The 23,715-nt window shown below is 58.2% G+C and carries 17 protein-coding genes; 5 read left to right on the forward strand and 12 right to left on the reverse strand.

Annotated elements, in window-relative coordinates:
• Positions 1-80: 80 nt before the first annotated feature.
• Positions 81-1,514 carry an HNH endonuclease signature motif containing protein gene (locus HMPREF2860_RS03565; RefSeq protein ID WP_070628592.1) on the reverse strand — a complete coding sequence of 478 codons (1,434 nt, stop codon included), beginning with the start codon at positions 1,512-1,514 and terminating at the stop codon, positions 81-83.
• A gap of 228 nt (positions 1,515-1,742) precedes the next feature.
• Between HMPREF2860_RS03565 and HMPREF2860_RS03570 the strand changes: the two genes are divergently transcribed.
• Positions 1,743-2,723, forward strand: coding sequence for a DUF1648 domain-containing protein (locus HMPREF2860_RS03570; protein WP_070628593.1), 981 nt, complete (start codon positions 1,743-1,745; stop codon positions 2,721-2,723).
• Between the two features lie 26 nt (positions 2,724-2,749).
• Here HMPREF2860_RS03570 and HMPREF2860_RS03575 read toward each other — a convergent pair whose 3' ends face one another.
• Positions 2,750-5,068 (reverse strand): Tex family protein, encoded by a 2,319-nt coding sequence (locus HMPREF2860_RS03575; protein ID WP_038628656.1) that lies wholly within the window; start codon positions 5,066-5,068, stop codon positions 2,750-2,752.
• Between the two features lie 82 nt (positions 5,069-5,150).
• On the opposite strand from HMPREF2860_RS03575, the gene HMPREF2860_RS03580 reads away from it, so the two are divergent.
• Complete coding sequence (locus HMPREF2860_RS03580; protein WP_038628654.1) at positions 5,151-5,645, forward strand: DUF1877 family protein; 495 nt, start codon at positions 5,151-5,153, stop codon at positions 5,643-5,645.
• Here HMPREF2860_RS03580 and HMPREF2860_RS03585 read toward each other — a convergent pair.
• The 4 genes from HMPREF2860_RS03585 to rpsP all read right to left on the reverse strand — a co-directional run bounded on the left by HMPREF2860_RS03585 (position 5,605) and on the right by rpsP (position 8,256).
• On the reverse strand, positions 5,605-6,252 hold the full coding sequence (locus HMPREF2860_RS03585; RefSeq protein WP_038628652.1) for a phosphatase PAP2 family protein: 648 nt from the start codon (positions 6,250-6,252) through the stop codon (positions 5,605-5,607). The genes HMPREF2860_RS03580 and HMPREF2860_RS03585 overlap by 41 nt on opposite strands.
• Positions 6,252-7,139 (reverse strand): tRNA (guanosine(37)-N1)-methyltransferase TrmD, encoded by an 888-nt coding sequence (gene trmD / locus HMPREF2860_RS03590; protein ID WP_070628594.1) that lies wholly within the window; start codon positions 7,137-7,139, stop codon positions 6,252-6,254. The genes HMPREF2860_RS03585 and trmD overlap by 1 nt, the downstream gene beginning before the upstream one ends.
• Positions 7,136-7,630, reverse strand: coding sequence for a ribosome maturation factor RimM (rimM, locus tag HMPREF2860_RS03595; RefSeq protein ID WP_038629546.1), 495 nt, complete (start codon positions 7,628-7,630; stop codon positions 7,136-7,138). Before rimM ends, trmD begins: the two co-directional genes overlap by 4 nt.
• A gap of 143 nt (positions 7,631-7,773) precedes the next feature.
• Complete coding sequence (rpsP, locus tag HMPREF2860_RS03600) at positions 7,774-8,256, reverse strand: 30S ribosomal protein S16 (RefSeq protein WP_038628648.1); 483 nt, start codon at positions 8,254-8,256, stop codon at positions 7,774-7,776.
• 297 nt (positions 8,257-8,553) lie between these two features.
• Here rpsP and HMPREF2860_RS03605 point away from each other — a divergent pair, with 297 nt between their 5' ends.
• Complete coding sequence (locus HMPREF2860_RS03605; RefSeq protein WP_038628646.1) at positions 8,554-10,704, forward strand: acyltransferase family protein; 2,151 nt, start codon at positions 8,554-8,556, stop codon at positions 10,702-10,704.
• A 16-nt stretch (positions 10,705-10,720) separates the two neighbouring features.
• Here HMPREF2860_RS03605 and ffh read toward each other — a convergent pair whose 3' ends face one another.
• The gene (gene ffh / locus HMPREF2860_RS03610) at positions 10,721-12,316 is read right to left on the reverse strand and encodes a signal recognition particle protein (protein ID WP_038628644.1); all 1,596 of its coding nucleotides are present in this window, start codon (positions 12,314-12,316) and stop codon (positions 10,721-10,723) included.
• 605 nt (positions 12,317-12,921) lie between these two features.
• On the opposite strand from ffh, the gene HMPREF2860_RS11020 reads away from it, so the two are divergent.
• Positions 12,922-13,788 (forward strand): collagen-like domain-containing protein, encoded by an 867-nt coding sequence (locus HMPREF2860_RS11020; RefSeq protein WP_070628595.1) that lies wholly within the window; start codon positions 12,922-12,924, stop codon positions 13,786-13,788.
• Between the two features lie 523 nt (positions 13,789-14,311).
• Positions 14,312-15,043, forward strand: coding sequence for a hypothetical protein (locus HMPREF2860_RS03620; RefSeq protein ID WP_038628640.1), 732 nt, complete (start codon positions 14,312-14,314; stop codon positions 15,041-15,043).
• 173 nt (positions 15,044-15,216) lie between these two features.
• Here the strand turns inward: HMPREF2860_RS03620 and ftsY are convergent, their stop codons facing one another.
• The 5 genes from ftsY to HMPREF2860_RS03640 all read right to left on the reverse strand — a co-directional run bounded on the left by ftsY (position 15,217) and on the right by HMPREF2860_RS03640 (position 23,710).
• A complete protein-coding gene (gene ftsY / locus HMPREF2860_RS03625; RefSeq protein WP_070628596.1) occupies positions 15,217-16,773 on the reverse strand; it encodes a signal recognition particle-docking protein FtsY in 1,557 nt (518 codons plus the stop codon).
• A 47-nt stretch (positions 16,774-16,820) separates the two neighbouring features.
• Positions 16,821-20,315, reverse strand: a complete 3,495-nt coding sequence (gene smc / locus HMPREF2860_RS03630; protein WP_070628597.1) for a chromosome segregation protein SMC — start codon at positions 20,313-20,315, stop codon at positions 16,821-16,823.
• 88 nt (positions 20,316-20,403) lie between these two features.
• Entirely contained in the window at positions 20,404-21,720 is a 1,317-nt protein-coding gene (locus HMPREF2860_RS03635; protein ID WP_049181503.1) for an ammonium transporter, read from the reverse strand.
• 258 nt (positions 21,721-21,978) lie between these two features.
• Positions 21,979-22,260, reverse strand: a complete 282-nt coding sequence (locus HMPREF2860_RS10860; RefSeq protein ID WP_076772972.1) for an acylphosphatase — start codon at positions 22,258-22,260, stop codon at positions 21,979-21,981.
• The gene (locus tag HMPREF2860_RS03640; protein ID WP_049181285.1) at positions 22,250-23,710 is read right to left on the reverse strand and encodes an alanine/glycine:cation symporter family protein; all 1,461 of its coding nucleotides are present in this window, start codon (positions 23,708-23,710) and stop codon (positions 22,250-22,252) included. Before HMPREF2860_RS03640 ends, HMPREF2860_RS10860 begins: the two co-directional genes overlap by 11 nt.
• Between the last annotated feature and the right edge of the window lie 5 nt (positions 23,711-23,715).

Below are 23,715 nucleotides of genomic sequence, written 5' to 3' on the forward strand. Positions count from 1 at the left end.
AGGGACGCTCGGCCGGTTCATGCCCGAAACAGGTAAAGCTGCCTATAAAGACAACTTGGGGATTATTACACACCCCCTGGTCAGAAACCAAATTCATCCATGTTCGGCGGGTCTTCGGTGTCGGGTGAATCAGTGTCGGGTGAATCAGTGTCGGGCGAGTCAGTGTCGGGCGAGTCAGTGTCGGGCGAGTCAGTGTCTTCGCCCTTGCGTGCTTCCTCGACCAATTTCTGTGATTGCTCAATCAGCTCTTGGCGGTACTGGTTATATTCTTCCAGTGCCTGCGTCATCCGCAGACCGCGCTTGTCAAAGGTGTAGCGCCCATGTCCGGCGAGCGGCCCATCTTCCATGCTCACCGTCTTTTTGCCCGTGCTTGACGACGTCCACAGTTCCACTCCATCTCGATCACGTGCAACATTCCACAGCCCAGCTGTTTTCATGTTGTGGTGTCGGCGACAGAGGCAGTGGAGGTTAGGAGTTTCTGTTGCCCCACCCTCGGCTGGGTTTTCCTTGTTGTAGGGCTCGATATGGTCAATGTCGCAGAATTCCGCTGGGACATCGCAGCCGGGGAAGCGGCATGTCCCGTCACGGCCTTGGATGTACGCCCGCTGACTTTCGGTTGGGGTGTAGCCCTCCGCAGATTCGTCGGCAAGCAAGCGGATATGCGTAACCTTGTCAATCCACGCCTGCGTTGCCAACTGCGAAATCCACCCCACACCACCAAGCCAAGCCGTGCGCGGGCGTTCCTCGGTGGCGGGACAGTACAGGTTGAGAACGACCTTCGCCTCCGCGGTGCCACGGATGAGATGCGTTAGAGCTTCGACACGGGTACAGCCCGCCGAGGTTGAGATAGCTTGGAGAGTGGTCTTGAATTCGAGAGCGCGGGTCTTTTCCAGCTCCATGAAAACTTCCGCGAAGTTGTCGCCTTCTTCAAAACCGATGCTCTCCCCCACTATCTCGCGCTCACCGGCGGGAAGTAGCGGGTCAACGTCCCCCGGAAGATTTTTCGGACGCAGCTGGGGTTCAATTTGCTCGATTACCTGTTGCAAGAACTTGTGCAGACTACGAATTCCTCGGAGAACTTCACCTTGTCTGCGAGGAATAACAAAGCGCGCAATCTCTTCCTCTACGACCTCGCGCACCTCTGGGTTTTGCAGCGGCGCCGTTGCGCGGGCGATGGTGAGCAGATGCCGAAAAGGCAAGTGAGCACGAGCCTTGACGAAAGCACCCAGGCGAGGCATGAGGGCTAGCTGGATGCCGACCTCCACATACTCCAACGCTTTACCGCGGGCAATCCCCAGCTCAGGTGCAATCTCAGCAATGTAGGCATCCACATCTATTTCAAGCGACTGAGGCGCACAGCTCAAAGAAATATCCAGCTCTAGGCGATTGCGTTGAATCCCCGCTACGGCCAACGGATTAGTGGATGCCTCATGGAAAAACTGCGGCGCTTCAGGCAGCAAAGCCGCTTCGTACACATCGGACGGTCGGTTGGCTGGACTAATTTGATTAGACATTGTTCCCCCAAAAGCCCCAACACCGAGAAAACATGCTCAAACACTTCATGTTCTTGCTACCCCTATTTTAGCACTCCCGTTCGATTACGCAACCCTTTTTTTGACAACTTTTATCGCACTTCTTTTCGGCCTTATTGTTCGAGGCGAACCATGCATTACCAAGGCGCACGAGCAACGTGCATCACCAACGTGCAATACCGCCCCACCTCAACTGCTAAAATTGTCTCCATGCCGCAGATTCCACGCTTTGACCCCTGGATTGTTCGAAGAACAATCATCGCCCCGTGTGTACTGGCCATTGCACAGCTTCTGTGGGTGATTGCTATTTCCGAGCGACTACCGGAACAAATAGCAACGCATTGGAGCGGTAACGACGCTCCCGACGGTTTCATGCCGCCAATTCAAAGCACCTTGATTACGGCCATCATCGTCATCGCATGTGCACAGATCGGTTGGCTCGGTGCCAAGACCAGTACGCCGCTTGTCGTACGCAAGCCAATTGCAATAACCAATCTCGCCCTCTGCGGCTTCTTAATCGGTGTTGAATTCGCGATTATCATCCCGCAAATCGGCACGACGGACCCTATGACCGCCCGAATCGGCTGGTTTTATGCAATCGCCGGTGTCGTCATCGGTCTAGCAGCTGCCCTGTTCGTGGCGCGCCGCCTCAAGGACTACTCTTCGCTTACCGACGCCACGGTCACCGAACCTGCATCGCCAGAGTTGCCCCATCGAGAAGGAGACCCGACTCCCATCGATGTCAGCGTGACTATCTCTAATGGCGTCAAGGCTGCCCTCGCAGTCTGGTGCACAGTGTCTATAGTGCTCGCAATATTCCTTCCGATCCTTGGCATCATTTTTCTCCTGTGCACGCCGCTATTCCTCATTGCATATGAGACCGGCATGACACTAGATACCGACCCAAAGACAGATTCCATCACTATTTTTAACGGTTGCGGACCATTGAAGATGAAGCACCGCATCGAGCTTCGAACCGTTAAGTACGCGGCACCGGCGAAATATAACTGGGCCGACGGTGGCGGTATTGGGCTTCGACTTGGCAATGATGGCCGCATCACCGTGGCGGCACGGTCAGGCGAGGCAGTCAAGATTGAGACCTCAGGGTCCGATTACACCATCGTCGTACCGGATGGAATGGCTGCGACTGTCGCGGGAGAGATCAACAGCCGCATCGACGCTATGCGCTAATAGGCTATGCGCTAACAGCTCAAGCGCTAAAAGCCTGCCCTGCGCAGCGCGTCAGCCATGGAACCGCCCTGCTTCTTGTTCTGGGAACCGCGCTTGCGCCCCTTACCGTGACCATCACCACGACGACCATCTCCATGACCTTCACGGCGACCGTCGCCACGCTTTGGCTTGGCATCCGAGGTGTCGTCGTCAAGCCTGAGCGATAGACCGATACGGTTGCGTTCAACGTCAACGTCGAGAACCTTCACTTTGACCACCTCGCCCGAGCGGACGACCTCATGTGGGTCGGAGACGAAACCGCGCGCCATGTTGGAGACGTGAACGAGGCCGTCCTGATGGACTCCGACGTCGACGAAGGCGCCGAAGGCCGCGACGTTGGTGACCGTGCCCTCGAGGATCATGCCGGGCTTAAGGTCGGAGACCTTCTCCACGCCCTCCTTAAAGGTGGCGGTGACAAACTCGGGACGTGGATCGCGGCCAGGCTTGTCCAACTCAGCCAAGATGTCCTGGACGGTGGGCAGACCGATGCCGGCGGAGTCGTCGACGAAGTCTTCGGCACGCAGCTTGGACAGGACGCGGGAGTTGCCGATGAGCTCCTGGACGCTGACGCCAGCCGACGCTGCGATAGCGTCGACGACGCGGTAGGACTCGGGGTGAACTGCAGAGGCATCCAGCGGGTTGGTAGCGCCGTGAATGCGCAGGAAGCCGGCGCATTGTTCGAAGGCCTTGGGGCCGAGACGCGGAACCTTCAACAGTTCCTTTCGGGAGGTAAAGGCGCCGTTTTCGTCTCGGTATGCGACGATATTGTCCGCAACGGTCGAGGACACGCCAGCAACGCGACCGAGGAGCGGCGCGGAGGCGGTATTGACCTCCACGCCGACAGCATTCACGGCATCTTCAACCACGGCATCGAGAGAGTGCTCGAGCTTGGTCTGGGAAACGTCGTGCTGGTACTGACCGACACCGATGGACTTCGGATCGATTTTGACGAGCTCGGCAAGCGGATCCTGCAGGCGGCGGGCAATCGACACGGCACCGCGCAACGAAACATCCATGTCCGGGAACTCGGCTGCTGCCAGGGACGATGCGGAGTACACGGAAGCACCGGCCTCAGAGACCACCACTGGGGTCGGCTTCTTGCCGCCGGCCTGAGCGATCAGGTCGGCGATTTCCCGGGCCAGGGTTTCGGTCTCGCGGGAAGCGGTGCCGTTGCCGATGGCCATGAGCTCCACGCGGTGAGTGGCGCAGACAGTGGCCAGCTGCTCCTTGGCGCCAGACCAGTCATTGCGCGGCTGGTGCGGGTAGACGATGGCAGTGTCGAGCACCTTGCCGGTGGAGTCGACAACGGCGCACTTCACACCATTGCGGTATCCCGGATCCAGGCCGAGAGTGGCGCGCTGACCAGCAGGGGCAGCCAGCAGCAGGTCGCGCAGGTTACGGGCGAAGACATCCACAGCTTCAGCCTCGGCGCGCTCCTTCAGTCGAGTGCGGGCATCGAGGGCAGCGGAAACCTCCAACTTGGTACGCCAGCCGAAACGAACGGCCTGGTCAATCCACTTGGAGGCACCGCCGTCGGGAAGCTCAAAGGCCTCACGAATCATGTGTTCGTAGGTCTCATCTTCACCCGCATCGATGTTGAGAGTCAGGATGCCCTCGGCCTCTCCACGCAGCACGGCCAGCACACGGTGGCTGGGCATGGTCTCCAGCGGTTCGTTGTGCTCGAAGTAGTCGCGGTACTTCGCGCCCGCAGTCTCCTTGCCCTCCACCACGGCAGCGGCGGCGGAACCGGAAGACCACACCTGCTCACGGACAGAGCCCACCAAATCAGCATCAGTAGCGAAGCGATCGACCAAAATGGCACGGGCACCGGTCAGAGCGTCCTTCGCATCCTTACCAGCTGCCTCGCCATATTTAGTGGCCAGAGCCTCAGGGTCCGCGGCGGGGTCGGCCAGTAGCTCCTCCACCAGCGGTTCGTACCCGGCCTCACGCGCAATATCGGCCTTGGTCTTGCGCTTCTTCTTGTACGGCAGGTAGAGATCCTCCAACCGTGCCTTGGTGTCGCAGGCGAGGATGGCGGCCTTGAGGTCGTCGTTAAGCTTTCCCTGCTCTTCGATGGCGGCGAGAATCGTCTGCTTGCGCTCTTCTAGTTCGCGCAGGTAGACGACGCGTTCCTCGATGAAACGCAGCTGTGTGTCATCGAGCCCGCCGGTTACTTCTTTGCGATAGCGGGCGATGAAAGGCACGGTGTTGCCTTCGTCGAGAAGCTTGATAGCGGCGGCGACGGCACTTTCGGCAATGTCCGCACCAGTGGCGGCGAGTTCTCGGGCAATTACTGATGAAATCACCCGGGCAACTTTACTATCGTGGAAGTACCAATTGGCGAACGCCCCACAGAAGGCTCGCAGTTAACACCGGAAAAGGAGCCCCATGAAGCAGAAACTCTGTGCCGAATACCTGCGCATTTCCGATGAGGAGGCAGCACGGTTAGTTGAGGTCGCAGCACCTGCGGCGACCAGCGACGGCGGCACGGCGGGGCTTGTTAACGACGGCGCGGAGAAGATTATCCTGCAGCACTTCGTCGACGTTCCGGACGAAGATGCCCTGGACATCGACACCGACTGGGAGTCCCTGCTTCGCACGTTGACCGGTAATCCCATCGACGGCCAGGCGCTCGGCGACCCGCTGGCGGAGGCCATCCTCGGCGCCGACCGCGTCTGCCGCAAGCCGCTGTCCGCGGTCATCCGCGCCGATCGCGTCGGCGACGTGCACCAGACGCTGGCAAGCATCGACTTAGACGCCCGTATCACGGACAATGGTTCGCTTATCGACGAAGCCACTGCGACGCAGCGCTACCGCGAACTCTTAGCTTTCTATGAGGAGACTAAAGCAGCGCGTAGCGCCGTGCTCGTGGCCATCTCCTAAGAACCAACAACGCAACTGCCAAGCCGATAACTCCGGCGATAAGTCCGCCGATAACATCGGTGAGCCAGTGCGCCCCGACCCACACGCGTGATAGTGCCACGGCACCGATAAGCGCGACGATGGCCAGGTCAAGCAGCTTGCGGGCTGTGCGCCGCAATACGGGGATGGCAAGCTGCATCGCGGCCATGCCGCTGGAGGTAACCGCTGCCACATGTGCAGAAGGAAACGCTGCATCGTGCAGGTTGACCAGCGAGAACTCCTCGCCCGGTCGGTCGCGGTCCAAAAACCACTTCATGGCATAAGTCACCGCAATCGACGAACCGAATGACGCTGGCAGTAGCAACGCCCACGCACGGAAGCGGAACCACAGGAGTGCCGCAGCAACAAGCGTGACCGGCGCGACGTAAATCGGCCGGATAATCTCGCTCAAAGTCAGCATCAAACTATCGACGCGGCCATTCCGTGCCCCATGCAGGTCACTGACCCAGCCTGCAAACGACTGATCTACGCTCCCCGCCAGCTGCGTTTGAGTGAACCACGCCAGTGCCCCTAGGACAGCTAACCAACCAATGACGTGCCGGGGTCGCGCAATTCGAACACGTGCCACTAGCAGTTCTCCTCGGTTACTTCCCCAATGACCTCTTGAATTATTTCCTGGTCACGGACGCTGAGGTCGACGTCGGCAAGCAAATCCGGACGACGTTCGGCCGTACGAATGAGTGACTGATCGCGCCGCCAACGGTCCACCAGCGCGTGATTGCCGCTGAGGAGAACGTCCGGCACTTCTAGTCCACGCCACTCGCGCGGCTTTGTGTAGGACGGCCCTTCGAGCAGACCGTCAGAGAAAGAGTCCTCCTCGTGGCTCTTGCGGTTGCCCAACACACCTGGGATTAACCGCACGACGGACTCCGCAATCACCAGCACCGCCACCTCCCCGCCGATCAGCACATAGTCCCCAATAGAGACCTCACGCACGCGATAACGATTAGCGGCATCATCAATAACGCGCTGGTCAATGCCCTCGTAGCGCCCGCACGCGAACACAATGTGCTCCTCGTGTGAGAACTCCTGCGCCATCTGCTGCGTAAACGGCTCGCCCGCCGGGGTCGGGACAATCAGCAGGGGCTTCGCTGAATCTTCTTCACTTAACGACGGCACTTCCGCTGCAGCATAGGAAGATTCCTCGGCCAGACCCAGTTTCTGATCATGGCGGACATTGTCCGAATGCGGCACAGCGGATGTCAACGACTGCTCCACTTTCAGCGTCGCGATCTCGTCGAGGGCGAGACCCCAGACATCCGGCTTCATAACCATGCCGGGGCCACCGCCGTAGGGCGAGTCATCCACGGCTTGGTGTACACCTGGCGCCCAGTCGCGCAGGTTGTGCACTCCGACGCTCAAAATGCCCTGTTCGATTGCCTTGCCCAGCAGCGCATGACGCAGTGGCTCGAGGTACTCCGGGAAGATTGTGACTACATCGAGACGTAAGCTCACAGCTCCAACAGTCCTTCCGGCGGCGTGATGGTGACGGTTGAGTTCTCAAGGTCTACTTCCGGAACGATTTCCTCTACCAGAGGAATAAGTACCTCCCGGCCGCCTCCGTCAAGCGTGACTTCAAGGAGACGGTGAGCGGGAGCACGGACGATAGAAGTGACCTCGCCGATATCGGTGCCGTTGCGGACAACGCGCAGGCCTTCGAGTTCAAAGTCATAAAAACCCTCGTCTTCGAAGACGGGTTCGGCATAAAACTTCATGCCCCGATAACGCTCGGCCTCATTGCGGCCCGGAATCTCCTCGAAGCGAACCAGCAGACGGCCCTGGTGCGGACGCGCCGTTTTCACAGTCAGCTGTTCTTCACGGCCCGCCTGTACACCCAACAGCGTGGTTCCGACTGCGAAACGCCCTTCCGGGTCATCCGTTGTTGCATCAACGACGACTTCCCCGCGCACACCGTGGGGCTTAATCACTCGGCCAATAAGCACCATGTCAGCTACCGACACGCGCACACTCCCTCTCTTATAAAGGCTCTGTAAAACACCCGCATAAAGCAAAAAGGCGCCACCCAACACTTCGTCTTGAAGTATAAGGTAGCGCCCGGATTAGCTAAGCGGCGTACTCAGCGTCCTTATTACTCGGCGTCCTCGGAAGCCTCGGACTCAGCAGCCTCAGCCTCGGCAGCCTTTGCGGCCTCCTCAGCTTCCTTAGCAGCCTTAGCTGCTTCCTTGGCCTCGCGGCGCTTAGCGGTGATGGCCTCCGCGGACGGGCCGTTGTTGGCCTCTTCCAGAGCCTTGTTGAACAGCTCGAGCTTGGTCGGCTTCGGCTCAGCAACCTTCAGAGTGCCCTCAGCACCCTCGAGGCCCTTGAACTTCTGCCAGTCGCCGGTGACCTTCAGAAGAGCCAGAACCGGCTCGGTCGGCTGTGCACCGACGCCCAGCCAGTACTGAACGCGCTCGGAGTCAATCTTGATGATCGACGGCTCTTCCTTCGGCTGGTAGATACCCAGGTTCTCGATGACCGCACCGTTGCGGCGGGTACGAGCATCAGCAACGACAACGCGGTATTGAGCAGTACGAATCTTACCCAGGCGCTGCAGCTTAATCTTGACTGCCATGAGGAGTTCCTCTTTCTTCTATGTCACTGGACAATACTTATGCATCCAAGCTCACCAGTAATTACTAACGAGGTGCCTTGAACCGGTTTTGCCCTTGGGATATTTACACTGCGCGTGACCACCGGGCGGCCGTGGCCGGATCCGATGAATTCGCAGTCGTGCCTCAGCTGAGGATTCTCATTGAGGCAACTCGAGGTATGTTACCAGCAGTTTTGGAAATTAACAAAACTGCGCACTCGAAACTCTGCATACCCACTAAAGCTGAACGTCGTTGACAGTGCGGTAACGTAACATTCTATGAAAACCACCGGCACCCAGTATAGGTATGACTTGGACGGACTACGGGGCATTTCAATTGCCCTCGTAGTCCTTTTCCACGTTTACGTCGGTCGCGTTTCCGGTGGTGTGGACGTATTCCTCTTGCTCTCCGGGTTTTTCTTCTTCGGCGCGCAGTACCGCAATGCCATCAATCCCCGGCAGTCCATCAATCCGTGGTGGAGCATCTGGCGCACGCTGCGTCGCCTAATCCCGACACTGGTGCTGGTCCTCTTCGCGACAACCCTGTTTGTCATTTACTTCATTCCATCGCTTCGCACCATTGACATTGCCCAGCAACTCCGCGCCAGCCTGCTCTACTACCAAAATTATGAACTGGCACTCCAGGGCTCGGACTACGCTGCCGCAGAGAGCGAAACTTCCCCACTGCAGCACCTGTGGTCAATGTCGGTGCAGGGTCAGTTTTACCTCGGCTCAATCTTGCTCATCTCCCTACTCGCCTGGATGACGCGCTCATCCCGGATTGTCGGGACTGTCACCTCACCAGTGGAGGCGAAGCGTACCGACGCTACTGGCGGTAGACTCCGCCGAATCCTCACCCCGTTGCTGGCAGTTATCACTCTCGGCTCGCTTGCCTATGCCTTCTATATGCACTCCGAGAACCAGGGGTGGAACTACTACTCCACTGTCAGCCGCCTCTGGGAACTCTGCCTCGGCGCACTACTCGGACTGATTCTTGTCCGGGGCTCCATCCCCATGCCCACGCCTCTACGAGTGCTGTTAGCAGGCATCGGCCTCGCACTGGTGGTCTCCACCGGTTTCATCTTCGACGGTGCCGCACAGTTCCCAGGCCCTTGGACACTATGGCCCCTCGGAGGTGCTGCGCTGATTATTATCGCTGGCCCCGAGGCGGGTTGGATCTCCAAGTTCCTGGCCAGCCGCCCAATGCGCGAGATAGGCCAGAGCGCCTACGCGCTCTACCTGTGGCACTGGCCTCTTCTCATCCTGGCCATAAACTACCTCAACCGCGATACTCCGGGGTTGAAGCTTGGCACCGCAGTGATTGTCGTTTCCTTCATTTTGGCCAAGCTCACCAACAAGTATGTCGAGCTGCCACTGGCTCAATCGACTCGCCGACCGACCCGGACTCAGCCCGTCGTCGGCGATGCAATCCACGCAATTAAGCATCGTCACCCGGCTCGTCGCCAAGCGGTAGCCGGCGCTGTTGTAATCATTGCGTTGGTTGGCATGACCAGCCTTGTCAACGTGCAGCAGCTGCGCGTCAATCGTGCCTCTGCCACCAGCCTAGATCCAATGGTCTATCCAGGTGCGCTCGCGCTTACCGACGGGTACGAGGTGCCGAAGGCAGCCACAAAGCCGAATACCGATTTCATCACTGACCTCTGGCCGGAACCCGCCCTCGATGGTTGCCTTGTGACAGGCGGCGAAGACGTCGGGTATTTCCCGCCGAATCGCCGTTGGCGCGATGAGACCCAACCGTGTGTTTACGGTGACCCGGATGCTAGTGAATCGATTGTCATCATCGGGGGCTCGCACATGGAACACTGGTTCGCCCCAATTGATGCCTACGGCAAGAAGCACGGTTACCGAGTGGTCGTTCTCCTTCGACAGGGCTGTCCAGCGACTTTAGAACCAATCCACGGAGTCGGCGACATCTGCGTGCCCTGGACTTTCGAGGCACTGCAGAAAATTGACGAGGTTCAGCCAGAGATGGTTTTCACCACCTCGACCAGGCCCTTATTCCAGGCGGACCCACCGCAGCCCGGCGACTATACGCCGGATGGCTATGTCTCGTTTTTCACTGCTCTACAAGAACGCGAAATTGATTTCTTCGCAATCCGCGATAACCCGTGGGCGCTACGGGAGGACTTGAGTCAGTTCTCCCCAAGCGTGTGCGACGAAGCGAACGAAGATTGCACCATCCACCGCAAAACTGCTCTAAATGCAGAAAATCCCGCTGAGGAAATTCTTGCAAACTTCCCCAACGGGCACAGTCTAGATTTTTCCGACATCTTCTGTGGCCCGACTACCTGCCGCAATGTTATCGGTAATATCTACGTCTACCGCGACAGCAATCACATCACCGATGAACTAGCGGCCACCTTCAGTGCCGAAATGGGCCGCCAGATCCAGGAGAGCCTGCGGGGCTAGCTACTTCTTGCCCCAGCTACTTCTTGCCCTGCCCGAAGTCGAGATTATTGAGGTCAAAGCCCTCCATGCCTTCTGGCAGCTGGTTGCCCATCTGCTTCTGTAGCTTCTGCAGCTCGGCCATGCTAGGCATCCCCGGCATGCCCTGCATACCGGGCATTCCGCCACCGCGCATTGCCTTCGGCGGCGTCGGGCCGCGGTTAGCGCCCTTGCGCTTATTCTTGCCCTTGCCCTTTCGGCCACGCTTGGCCTTGCGGTTCGATGGGCGGCCACCGCCCATACCGAAACGACCGGCCATCTGAGCCATCATCTTGCGTGCCTCATTGAAGCGCTCGATGAGCTGGTTAACCTCCGAAACAGACACACCGGAACCGTTGGCGATACGACGACGTCGTGAAGCGTTCAGAATCTTCGGATTCTCGCGCTCTTCCGGAGTCATACCGCGGATAATCGCCTCGATGCGGTCAAGCTGCTTTTCATCGACCATTTCCGCGGCCTTGGACATTTCCGCGCCGCCGGGGAGCATCTTGAGGATGTTGCCGATTGGGCCCATCTTGCGGACCATCATCATCTGCTCGAGGAAGTCCTCGAGAGTCAACTCGCCCGAACCAATCTTCTGGGCAGACTTTGCAGCCTGCTCATGATCAATTTCCTTGGAAGCGACCTCAACCAACGTCTTCAGGTCACCCATGCCCAGGATGCGGCTGGCCATGCGGTCTGGGTGGAAGACGTCAAAGTCCTCCAACTTCTCGCCCGTGGAGGCGAACAGAATCGGCTTACCTGTGACCTCACGGATAGACAGTGCAGCGCCACCGCGCGCGTCGCCATCGAGCTTGGTCAGTACAACACCGGTGAAGTCAACGCCATCTCGGAAGGCCTTGGCGGTCTCTACCGCGTCCTGACCAATCATGGAGTCGATGACAAACAGAACTTCATGCGGGTTGATGGCATCGCGAATATCGCGGGCTTGCTTCATCAGAACCTCATCGATACCCAGGCGACCTGCGGTATCGATAATCACCACATCGTGGCGATGCTGGCGAGCATAAGCGAGGCCACGGAACGCGGCGTCAACTGGGTTGTCCTCGCTGGTGCCCATTTCATGGGTGGAATCGAGGCTGGTGCCCGGGAACGGTGCGAAGCACGGCACGCCTGCACGCTCAGCCACGATTTCCAGCTGCTGCACCGCACCTGGGCGCTGCAGGTCGCAGGCGACGAGAACTGGGGTGTGCCCCTGATCCGTGAGGTACCTGGCCAATTTACCGGCCAAGGTGGTCTTACCAGCACCCTGCAGACCGGCCAGCATGATAACCGTTGGCGGCTGCTTCGACATATTGAGACGTCGAGTCTCGCCACCGAGGATGTTGATCAGTTCCTCATTGACAACCTCAATGATTTGGTTGGCCGGGTTGACCGTCTGGCTGCCAATAATTTCGTTAGCGCGTTCCTTGATGCGCTTGATGAAGGTACGGACAACCTCAAGGGAGACATCGGCTTCCAGAAGAGCCAGCCGAATCTCGCGGGCGGTGGCGTTAATATCCGCCTCAGTCAGGCGACCCTTCCCGCCCAGCCCCCGCAGGGCACCCGTCAAACGATCGGAAAGAGACTCAAACAAGTTTCCAGCTCCCCTTTTGCCTTATCTTTTCTTAACTGTTCTACCGTACCCGCTGGCTACTCCGTTTGGCACATATCTACAGCTTCGCCTATCGACAACAATTGCATCCCATCCACCCTAAACACCCCGATTCGGGTGTAACCAATAGGAAGTAGAAATCGGCAATAGAGTGAAGCTCTTTTATTCTCGGGAACGTTAAATTACTATTCGTTATTTTAACGTGACAATTAAACACGACCTAAGACAGGGTTGTCCCACTGCATAAAGAACGTTTACACAACCTATCTACCGCCAGGTAGATAACAGACAAGTAACGCCAATAGCCAACTTTTACTAAGGACGATCCTAGTGCACGCCTCCCCCGAAATGGTGCAAACTAAATTGCAAACCGGCAGCATTACAGCAGGTCAAAGTGTGCCACTACACACCTAGAGTTATCCCTATAACTACTTCCAATGCCATGCATATATCAACCAGTTTATGGTTAGCCATGAACCTAGTTAACCGCAGTTGGCCTGGTTTTATTTTCCGCCGTGCACGATGAGGGATGAACGGCGAAATCATATTCATCGGTCTCTGACCGTTTGACTCCTTGGGAGGTTTTCATGAAGAAGTTCACTACGGCTATCGCCGCCACCTTCTCCGCCAGCATGATTGCAAGCGCAGGCATCGCTACTGCACAGATTCCGGCCCCAATGCCGACCGAGTGCCCCGCCGGCCAGCACTTTGAAAACGTCGACGGCACTTTCCAGTGCGTTGCAGACCAGCCTGAGCAGGATTCCGCTGACGGAATTCCGGCCCCAATGCCGGACAAGTGCCCAGACGGCCAGCACTTTGAAAACGTCGGCGGAACCTTCCAGTGCGTCGCGGACAAGGAAGCCCCTAAGCCTGAAACGCCGGGCAACAATGAGTCCCAGCCCGGCAACCTCGGAAACCCAGGTATTTCTGATAAGCAGTGCCCGGAGGGCGAGCACTTCGACATGAGCAAGCCAGTTCCGGGCAACCCGAACGTCTTCGGTGCCTGCGTCAAGGACGAGACGAAGCCGGATACTGACAAGCCAGGCAAGGACAAGCCGGATACTGACAAGCCAGGTAAGGACGGTAAGGACGGCAAACCGGGCAAGGACGGTAAGCCAGGTAAGGACGGCAAGGATGTCAAGGTAAACGTTGACATCAAGATCTCTGCTGAGTGCAAGAACGAAAACAAGTGCACGAAGGAAGAGAAGAAGGCCAAGGAAAAGGCTGAGAAGAAGGCGTCCGAGTCCAAGAAGACGACCTCTTCCGAGAACGTAAAGAAGGTTTCAGACTCCAAGAAGTCTGAGCAGAATAACTCTGAGTCCAAGAAGGCTTCTTCCACTCAGAGCACTGGCCTAGCAGCCACCGGCGTTGACGCCACCACCCTGGGCGGAGCCGCTCTGGTTCTTCTGGTCGGCGGTGTCGCTGCTACCCGCATCGCCCGCAAGAACCGCTAAGAAGCTTAGGGTTCTACCCCGCTAGCGAAACGTAAACTGCTCCTGATGCCAATTCAGCATCGGGAGCATTTTTGCGTGTCATATCTTCGAAACGTTATAACTCCTATAGCTCGAACCATAAACCGCACAGATACCGATTTTTTACCAAACCGCTACGCCCCACCCGCCTTTCGCCACCCCGACACGATTAGGAAGCACCATTCGCCAGCAAAGATGAGCGAAAGCTATAAGACATTAGAAGACTCGGCTCCATTAGCGAAGACAGAAAAGCCCTATGCCGAGTCGACAGTGGCAAGTTCTATAAACGCTCCAACCACAACGGGTGTACCCACTCAGCGTTGTAAATATAAGTTCCCACTTTCCTCTACTGAGGTTTGGACGAGTCAACAATTTTGCTTTACCCCCTCCCCAAACCCATGCCACTAAAGACTTTAATTAGTTATTAGAATCAAATGTGTGAACAGTGTTCCCCCTTAAGCCCATTGATTGCAGGGCTTTCCTATAGACATTGTGAGGTTTCCAAATGAAGAAGCTCTCTTCGACCATGGTGGCCGCTGCCGCTTCAGCCGGCATGCTCATCGGCGTTGGCGCCGCCACCGCACAGATTCCTGACCCCGCCCCATCGGAATGCCCCGCCGGTCAACATTTTGAAAATGTTGGCGGTACTTTCCAGTGTGTAGATGACGCGGCAAACCCGGATCCAGGAGGTTCATCGAACGATGGCATCCCACCGGGCGTTGAGGACACCCAGACCTGTCCCGACGGTTCCCCGCGGGATATGAGCAAGATTGACCCGGCAACCGGAGCTTACGGCGCGTGTGGCACTTCAGATGATTCCGGCCCAACTCCGGAGCCTGACGAAGATGCCCCAGAGAATGACGGAATTCCGCCGGGAGTCGATGACACCGCAACGTGCCCCGATGGTTCCCCGCGGGATATGAGCAAGATCGACCCGGCAACCGGAGTCTACGGCTACTGTCCAACTTCCGACGATGAAAACCCAGACGATGACGCACCGGGGGATGATGAAAACCCAGGTGACGAACGGCCTGGGGACGACAAGAATCCTGGGGAGGAAAATCCAGGAGACAAGCCCGACAACCCTAAGAATGACGGTAAGCAAACCGGGACCAAGAACACTGGTCTAGCAGTCACTGGTGTTCAGGCGACTGCCCTCGGCGGTGCGGCTCTCGCACTCCTGGTCGGTGGCGTGGCAGCTACCCGCCTCGCACGCAAGAATTCTAAGGATTCCTAGCACAACTCTCCGCTAGATTCCTAGCCCCTCAACAGTAAAAGCCCCGGAGCCCCGCGTATCCTCTACAGAAATCTACGCGGTGGCTCCGAGGCCTTTACTTTTTGCCGGGAGGGGGGCAACGACCGACGCTGTACTCACCAATCAATGGAAAATTCACTCATCGATGTTAGTTACTATTTGCGGCCGCCGAGCAGTGCGTCTACAAAGCTCTCCGGCTCAAACGGCGCCAGGTGGTCAGCACCTTCACCAAGGCCAACCAACTTCACCGGTACACCGAGCTCGTTTTGCACCTGGAATACAATGCCGCCCTTCGCGGTACCGTCCAGCTTGGTCAGAGCAACGCCGGTGATGTCTACAACATCCCGGAAAGTACGAGCCTGCAGCAGACCATTTTGGCCAACCGTCGCGTCCAAAACCAGGATGACTTCATCAACCTGAGCCTTCTTCTCCACCACGCGCTTAATCTTGTCCAGTTGGTCCATCAGTCCGACCTTGGTGTGCAGGCGGCCGGCGGTGTCGATGAGCACCACATCAGCGCCGGACTCGATACCGTGAGCAACTGCCTCAAATGCAATAGAAGCAGGATCCGCGCCTTCAGCGCCACGAACGGTCTCGGCACCGACACGACGGCCCCAGGTTTCCAGCTGATCTGCAGCAGCGGCACGGAAAGTGTCCGCTGCACCGAGAACAACATGGTGGCCCCCGGCCACCAGCACACGAGCCAGTTTGCCCGTCGTCGTGGTCTTACCAGTGCCGTTGACACCGACCACCAGAATCACTGCGGGCTTGCCCTCGTGCGGAAGTGCGCGAATGGAGCGATCCATCTCAGGCTTGCACTCCTCAATCAGCACCTCACGCAGCAGGGCGCGTGCCTGTTCTTCCGTGCTCACCTTCTGGCTGGCAATACGCTCACGCAGCTTATCGACGACACGCTGCGTCGCAGCCGCACCGAGGTCAGCCATCACCAGGATGTCCTCGACCTCTTCCCACGCGTCCTCATCAAGGTCACCCGCGCCCAAGATGCCGAGCACAGACTGGCCAATTGCATTCTGCGACCGGGACAGACGACCGCGCAGGCGACCCAGACGTCCCTCAGCCGGGTCAATGGAGTCAATCTGCTGTTCCGCTTCTGGCTCCGGCGTCGGCTCCGGCTCTGGCGTCGGTTCTGGCGTCGGTTCTGGTTCGGGAGTCGGCTCCGGCTCCGGCACCGGTTCAGGAGCAGAAACTACCTCTACCTCAGGCTCTGCTTGGGGCTCTGGTTGTGGTTCCGGCTCGGGCTCTGATTCCTCTTCTCCGGCCGTAGGCAAATCGATTGGGATTTCCCGCATTACGCGGTCGTGATCCCCCTCCATTTCGGTGGGGTTATCGGGAATAGGCAGTTGGCCTTCCGGCTTCAGCAGGGAGCCATCCGTCGACTTATCAACGGGCTCATCTGCCCGCTTTTCAACTGGTTCCGGGACCTGCTTTTCAATGGGCTTTTCCACCGGCTTGGGCATCGGTTTTTCAACCGGCTGCTTCTCACGGGTATCAGTTCCACTACCGGCCGGAGCGAAGTTAAAACCACTAGTGGCCTGGTAATTTCCAGACTTCTCCTGCTGGGTGAGTTCCTTAGTATCTTCCTTCGCAAAGGAAATGCGCTGGTTTTTCCTGCGGACATAGCCCACAACAAAAAGCAGCGCGATAATAACGACAATCGCGACGACAAGGAGTATCCACTGAGTTGGAGTCATAACTCTCATTATGCAGTATCAACGACTCTTCCTCACTTACTCCGCGCCTACTCCGCTCCTGTCGACGGAGTTGCGGATGCCGGTGACATTCGCTGCGAGATTACTCGAGTCACACCATCGCCCCGCATGGTCACACCGTAGAGCACATTCGCAACGTCCATTGTTGGCTTCTGGTGCGTAATGACAATCAGCTGACTGGTCGCGCGGAGTTCCTCGAGCAACGCAATAAGGCGACGCAGGTTAACGTCGTCAAGCGCTGCCTCCACCTCGTCGAGCACGTAAAACGGACTCGGGCGAGCGCGGAAAATAGCAACGAGCATTGCCAGCGCCGTCAGCGACTTCTCGCCGCCGGAGAGCAACGAGAGTCGCTTGACCTTTTTGCCCGGTGGGCGAGCTTCAACCTCGATACCTGTGGTTAGCAGGTTGTCAGGCTCAGTGAGAACCAGTCGTCCGTCACCGCCCGGGAAAAGCGTTTGGAAGACCGCGGGGAATTCTGCCTCGACATCGTTCCACGCGTCTGTGAAGAGCTGCAGAATCGTGGCATCGACTTCCTCGACAACATCGGTGAGGTCCTGGCGGGCCTTGAGGACATCATCGAGCTGCGTGGATAGGAAAGAGTAGCGCTCCTCCATCGCCTTATACTCCTCCAGCGCCAACGGGTTGACGCGGCCGAGCACACGCAGATCCTTCTCCGCCTGTTTGAGCTGCTTCGTCACGGCTGCGCGGTCAAAGTTCTCATCAGGAGCAAAGTCCGCGAGCAGGTCATCGACAGACAGCCCCAACTGGTCGACGATGCGCTCTGCAGCCTCGGTCACGCGGACCTGCGCCTGTGCACGGGCGATGTCTCCCTGGTGCGCGGAATCCGTTAGCTGTGCCAGCTCACGTTGCGCCCCATTTGCCTCCGTCCGTGCCACCGATAGTGCCTGCGACACCGTCTTCTTCTGCGCCTCGGCATCGTCGCGATCGGCCTCTGCCCGCGCCAACGACACGTTGACCTTCGCATGCAAATCCTCAGCCAGCTCCGCGACGACTTCTGCCAATTCGCGCTGGGCAACCTTAGCCATCTGCGCCTGCTCATGGCGCGCCTTCGCTACGCGCTCCGACGCAGCCTGGCGACGAAGCCGCTCGGCCTTACCTCGTACACTCGACAGCCTCTCCTCTGCCGTACGCAGCGACAGACGCGCCTCTGTCTCCATGGCGCGCACTGCCGTCAGAGCCTCCGAGGCACGGTCACGTTCGCTTGTCGACGGTTCCCCCTCCTCGGGGTCACGGTCAACGCGAGCCAAGCGGTCCGCAACCTCCGCCAATTCCTTCTGGAGCTTCGTTACTCGGTCCACGGCTTCGGCTCCGCGCTGCTCAGCACGTTCGGCATCATGCACCACGCCGGACAGCTGCGCCGTGGCCCGAGTTCGGGCATCCGTGAGGACCTTCATACGACTCTGATGCTCACGCAGCGCAGCACGGGCGGCCGCAGCGTCAGTGCGGCGGTCCTCTTCTTCGGCCTGTGCACCGGAGAGCACACCACCGAGGTCACTCAAACGCACCTGCGCCTCCGCCAGCTCTTCGCGGGCCTTGGCAATGTCGGCGGCGATTTCCACACCTGATGCAGTGCCACCAGCACCGCCAGCTACCCAACCAGAGCCACGCAGCACACCATCGCGGTCAACAACGCGCAGTCGAGTATCCTGCGTCACCAGCTCACGGGCAACGAGTTCGTCGTCGCAGGCCACGACATCAACGAGCAGAGAGGTCAACGAACCCGAAAGCTTCGCGGGCACTGTCACATGGTCGAGCAGCCAGGATGCCTGTGCGGGCAAAGTGATGTCCAAGCGCCAGGAGTCGGATGCATCCGCAGAACTGATAACGACGGCACTGCCTTTGCCTGCAGCCACCAGCTCGTCGATAAGCGAATCTCCACTGCCCTCGCTGACTAGTGCTTCGGCGGCCGCGCCGAGGGCTGCGGTGAGCGCTTTTTCCCAGCCAGCGTCGACATCGATGACTTCAGAGAGAACGCCGAGCTCGTGCTTTTCGCGTAGCCACGCGGTGCCGTCGTTGGCAGCAGCGGTGCGGGCGGTCTCTAGAGCTTCGATGCGAGCGGACAAACCTGAGACGCTGCGCTCGAGGTCGCGCTCGTCAGCACGGAGTTCTTTCAACCGTGTAGAGGCCAGCTCTGCTTCCCGGTTAGCCTGTTCATAAACGCTCTGCAGCTCGGGACCTTCGAATTCGGCCTCGGCTAGTTCCTGTGCGGCGTTTTCCACGGCTTCGGTGGCATCGGCCCGGCGTTCGTCGGCCTCATTGGTTTGCTCGGCAAGGCGTGCAGCTTCGGCTTCGGCGGCTTCCAAGCGAGTGCGCAGAGATTCTTCGGCGGAAATGAGGCGAACCACTCCTTCGCGACGGTCGGCGATTGCGCGAACGGCCGCGAGGTGCTCGGCCTCTGCTTCGCGGAACGTTTCCTCGGCATCGAAAAGCGTTTCGCCGATTTCCTCCAGCTTTTCGCGAGCCTCTGCCTCTGCCTCTGCAAGCGTGGCTTCTTCGGTGGCGGCATCGTCGGCACGCTGCTCCAGGAAGTCCGGGTCCGGGCCTACCCACGGAGCGACGGAATGGTCGGCCGCGCGATCGGCGGCGATGCGGGCCGTCGCTTGAATACGCTCACCGAGTGCGGAGAGACGGAACCATAGGTCACGGGCAGCATCGGCAGCTGGAGTAATGTCCTCCAATTCGGCTTCGAGTTCTGCAGTGCGCTCAGCGGCAATCTCAGCACGCTCCGTGGCAGCTTCTACTTTTTCCTCAATGAGCTTGGCTTGACCAGCAATGTCATTGAGGCTGTCCTGCAAGTCCACGAAGTCCGCGGCAGCCAAACGCAACTTGGCATCGCGCAGGTCTGCCTGCACAGTCTGAGCGCGAGAGGCAGCCTCAGCCTGACGTTTTAGCGGCTTGAGTTGACGGGAAAGCTCACCTGTCAGGTCCTGCAGCCGGTCGAGATTGGCCTGCATCGACTGCAGTTTACGCTGCGCCTTTTCTTTGCGACGACGGTGTTTGAGCACGCCTGCGGCTTCTTCAATAAACGCACGACGCTCCTCTGGCCGAGACTCCAGAATCTGAGAAAGCCGGCCCTGGCCGACGATGATGTGCATCTCACGGCCAATGCCGGTGTCGCTGAGGAGTTCTTGGACGTCCATGAGGCGGACGCGAGAACCGTTGATTTCGTATTCGCTGGCGCCGTCGCGGTACATGCGACGCGTGACAGAGACTTCTTTATATTGAATGGGAAGTGCCCCATCGGAATTGTCGATGGTAAGAGTAACCTCCGCGCGCCCCAAGGGCTTTCGCCCGGAAGTACCCGCGAAGATGACATCTTCCATTTTGCCGCCACGGAGGGTCTTGGCGGAGTGCTCGCCCATAACCCACGCGAGGGCGTCGACAACATTCGACTTACCAGATCCATTCGGGCCGACAACTGCGCAGATGCCGGGCTCGAATTTCATCGTCGTCGCCGAAGCGAAGGATTTAAAGCCCTTCAGAGTCAGCGATTTCAAATACATGGGGCAATATCTTACCTGCAGTTGTGGACTGGAGCTGAATTAACCCAAGGACCCACTTGTTTTCACAGCCTCATTTACACAGCCTGGATTACACAGCCGCCTGCTTGGCCGACGTGTAGGCCGACTCACCGTGCTGAGCAACGTCGATACCAGAATGTTCCTGCTCGCCGTGGATACGCCAGCCGACGGTTACCTTCAGAACTCGGGCAATGATGTACGTCAGCACGCCCGAGAACACCGCTGCGATGACCGCAATAATGATCTGGATGGCGAACAATTTCAGGCCGTCGATGCCACCGCCGGTAAGCAGTCCGCGGTCGTTAGCCAGCAGGCCAACACCAATCGTTCCCCACATGGCTGCAACCAGATGCAGACCAACCACATCCAGGGTGTCATCGAAGTTGAACTTGTACTTTAAACCAACGCCCCAGCAAGCCAGCACACCGCCGATATAGCCCAGAATGATTGAAGTCACCGGGTTCATATCTCCTGCGGCCGGAGTAATAGTCACAAGCCCTGCGATGACCCCCGAAGCAGCACCCAGCGAGGTGGGATGTCCATCACGAAAACGCTCGAGTGAAATCCAGCCGAGCATGCCTAGGCACGCTGCCACGGTCGTATTTAGCCATGCCAGACCAGCGACACCGTCGGCAGCAAATGCCGAACCGCCGTTGAAGCCGAACCAGCCGAACCACAGCAGTGCAGCACCCAGCATGACGAGTGGCAGGTTATGCGGGCGATGCTGGCTGCCATCGATAGACTTGCGCTTGCCGACGATAATCGCCAGCACCAAAGCGGCGGTACCAGCAGCAATGTGCACAACCGTACCGCCAGCGAAGTCAATTGGAGCGATGGCAGCCTCGCCGTCAGCGGCCCCAAACAGTTTTGCCGAAAGGCTCTCTGCAGAGTGGCTCAGCAGACCACCACCCCAGACCATGTATGCCATTGGGAAGTACACCAGCGTTGTCCAGATACCGACGAAAATCAACCAGGTGGAGAACTTCACGCGTTCGGCCAGCGCGCCAGAAATCAGCGCTACAGAAATAGAGCAGAACGTGAGCTGAAATCCGATGTCGATGATGTTCGGGTAACCGTTTGCACCCGTAATATAGTTGCCGTCATCGTCCGTGATTGAGTTACGCAGTCCAAAGAACTCGAACGGGTTGGCAAATACACCACCGATTGGCTGCGACCCGTAGGACATCGACCAGCCCCACAGGACGTAAATGGCACCGACAACGCCAACAGCGCCAAAGCTCATCATCATCATGTTGAGCACCGACTTCTGTCGCGACATGCCGCCATAGAACAGCGCGAGCGCCGGTGTCATGAGCAAGACCAACGAAGCCGAGATCAGCATCCACGCTGAGTTTCCCGACTGTGCAATCACTTCTTCAGGCGTCATTTGTGCCTCCCCTGTCTGTCAGTAGGTAGTTATTAACTTAAACCACCCTGATTCCGTATTTGCGTAGTCTTTTTCTCACTTGCGTATTTTTCTAGCGCTCCGGGAGCTCTTTAGCGCCCCAATCAACTACCCCAAGACACGAAAAAATCCCCCGCCAACTGCGCAAAATCAATCACACAGAGCGAGGGATAAAACGTATTCGAATTTTTCGGTTTCCTACACCGACATGGGGGGGGGAGGAAGACAGTTAGCACCCGCTTAACGACGGTCAAACGTGCTAAATGCCCCCTTCGGTTCCTGCCATAGGGGCACCACTGCCGTCACATTGCCTGGAGTATTCGGCCCCTCCAGCCAAGCGAGCAAACTCTCACAGTCTGCCCGTGGCCCTTCGGCAACAACTAACACCCGACCATCCGGATAGTTCTGGGCGTAACCAACCAACCCCAACTCCAGTGCCGTCGCGCGGGTGTGCCAGCGAAAACCGACACCTTGAACGCGTCCGTGTACCCATGCGGTAAGGCGGACGTCGTTAAGCGGCATCGGACTCACGCACCGTCATCGGGTCGGAACCATCCCAGCACTCGATCTTGTCGTGACCGCGGAGGTTAGGCAGATCATCGCGGTGGAATACTGGATTAAGTCCCTTGGCCTTCTGCTCGGAATAGTTCTTCAACAGGGCGACTGCGACACCGCCTAGCGGCAGAATCGCGATGATATTGATGGTGGCCATGAGTGCGGAGAACGTATCTGCAAGCGACCAGACTAGCGGCACGGAACCGACAGCTCCGCCAATCACGCACAGGATAACCAGGACGCGCACGGTGTTCAAGACAGCCTTGCTCTTTGACAGGAACGGGATATTCGCCTCGGCGTAGTAGTAGTTACCCACCAGCGAGGAGAACGCGAGGAAGAAGATGATAACCGTGACCGCGTGGATGGCCCACGTACCCACCTGCGCCGACAGCGCAGCCTGAGTCAACGCGGTGCCCTCCGCATCGCCGCCGAAGGTCGGATCGGACAACAGGATGATAACTGCGGTGATGGTACAGACGACCCAGGTGTCGAAGTAGACACCCATCGTCTGGATTAGGCCCTGTTTGACCGGGTGCGACACCGACGCCGTAGCCGCCGCATTTGGTGTGGAACCCATACCGGCCTCGTTGGAGAACAGACCACGGCGAATACCCTGCATCATGGCGGTACCGACAGCGGCACCAGCGATCTCACGGATACCGAAGGCGTGCTCAAAAATCAGCTTGATCATGCCCGGCACCTCGGTGATGTTGAGAGCCAAGACAATCAGGCCGAGGATAATGTAAGCCACGGCCATAATCGGCACGATGATCTGTGTCACCGCCGAAATACGCTGCACACCACCGAAGATGATGACGCCGGCCAAGATTGCCAGCACAATGCCGACGCAGAATTTAAAGATCGGCGTTTCCTGACCAGTCGACTCAGCCACAGCCGCCGTGATTGAGTTGGATTGCACCGCATTGAACACAAAACCGTAGGTCACCGTGATCGCGATGACGAACAGCGACGCCATCCAGCGCCAGTTCTCTCCCAGCCCCTTGGTGATGTAGTACGCGGGCCCTCCTCGGTAAGAGTCCTTATCCCGCACCTTGTACAGCTGCGCCAGCGTCGACTCCACGAAGCTGGTAGCACCGCCAATCGCAGCGAGTAGCCACATCCAAAACACGGCACCTGGCCCACCCGTAGTGATTGCCACCGCCACACCTGCGACGTTACCGGTACCGACACGCGAGGCAGCAGAGATTGTGAAGGCCTTAAAGGCCGAGATGCCCTTGACCCCCTCGGAGATGTCAGACGGCTTTTCGGTAATTGCCTTGAACATCTCCGGGATGTACCGGAGCTGCACCACAATGGTCCGCCAACAGAAGTACAGGCCTGCACCGCTGAGTAGCAGAATCATGAACAGCCAGTACTTGTCATTCCAGGCGTTGACCCAATCGGTCGCTTGTTCCATGAAGC

It is taken from the genome of Corynebacterium sp. HMSC064E10 (assembly GCF_001812505.1).
Lineage (GTDB): Bacteria > Actinomycetota > Actinomycetes > Mycobacteriales > Mycobacteriaceae > Corynebacterium > Corynebacterium amycolatum.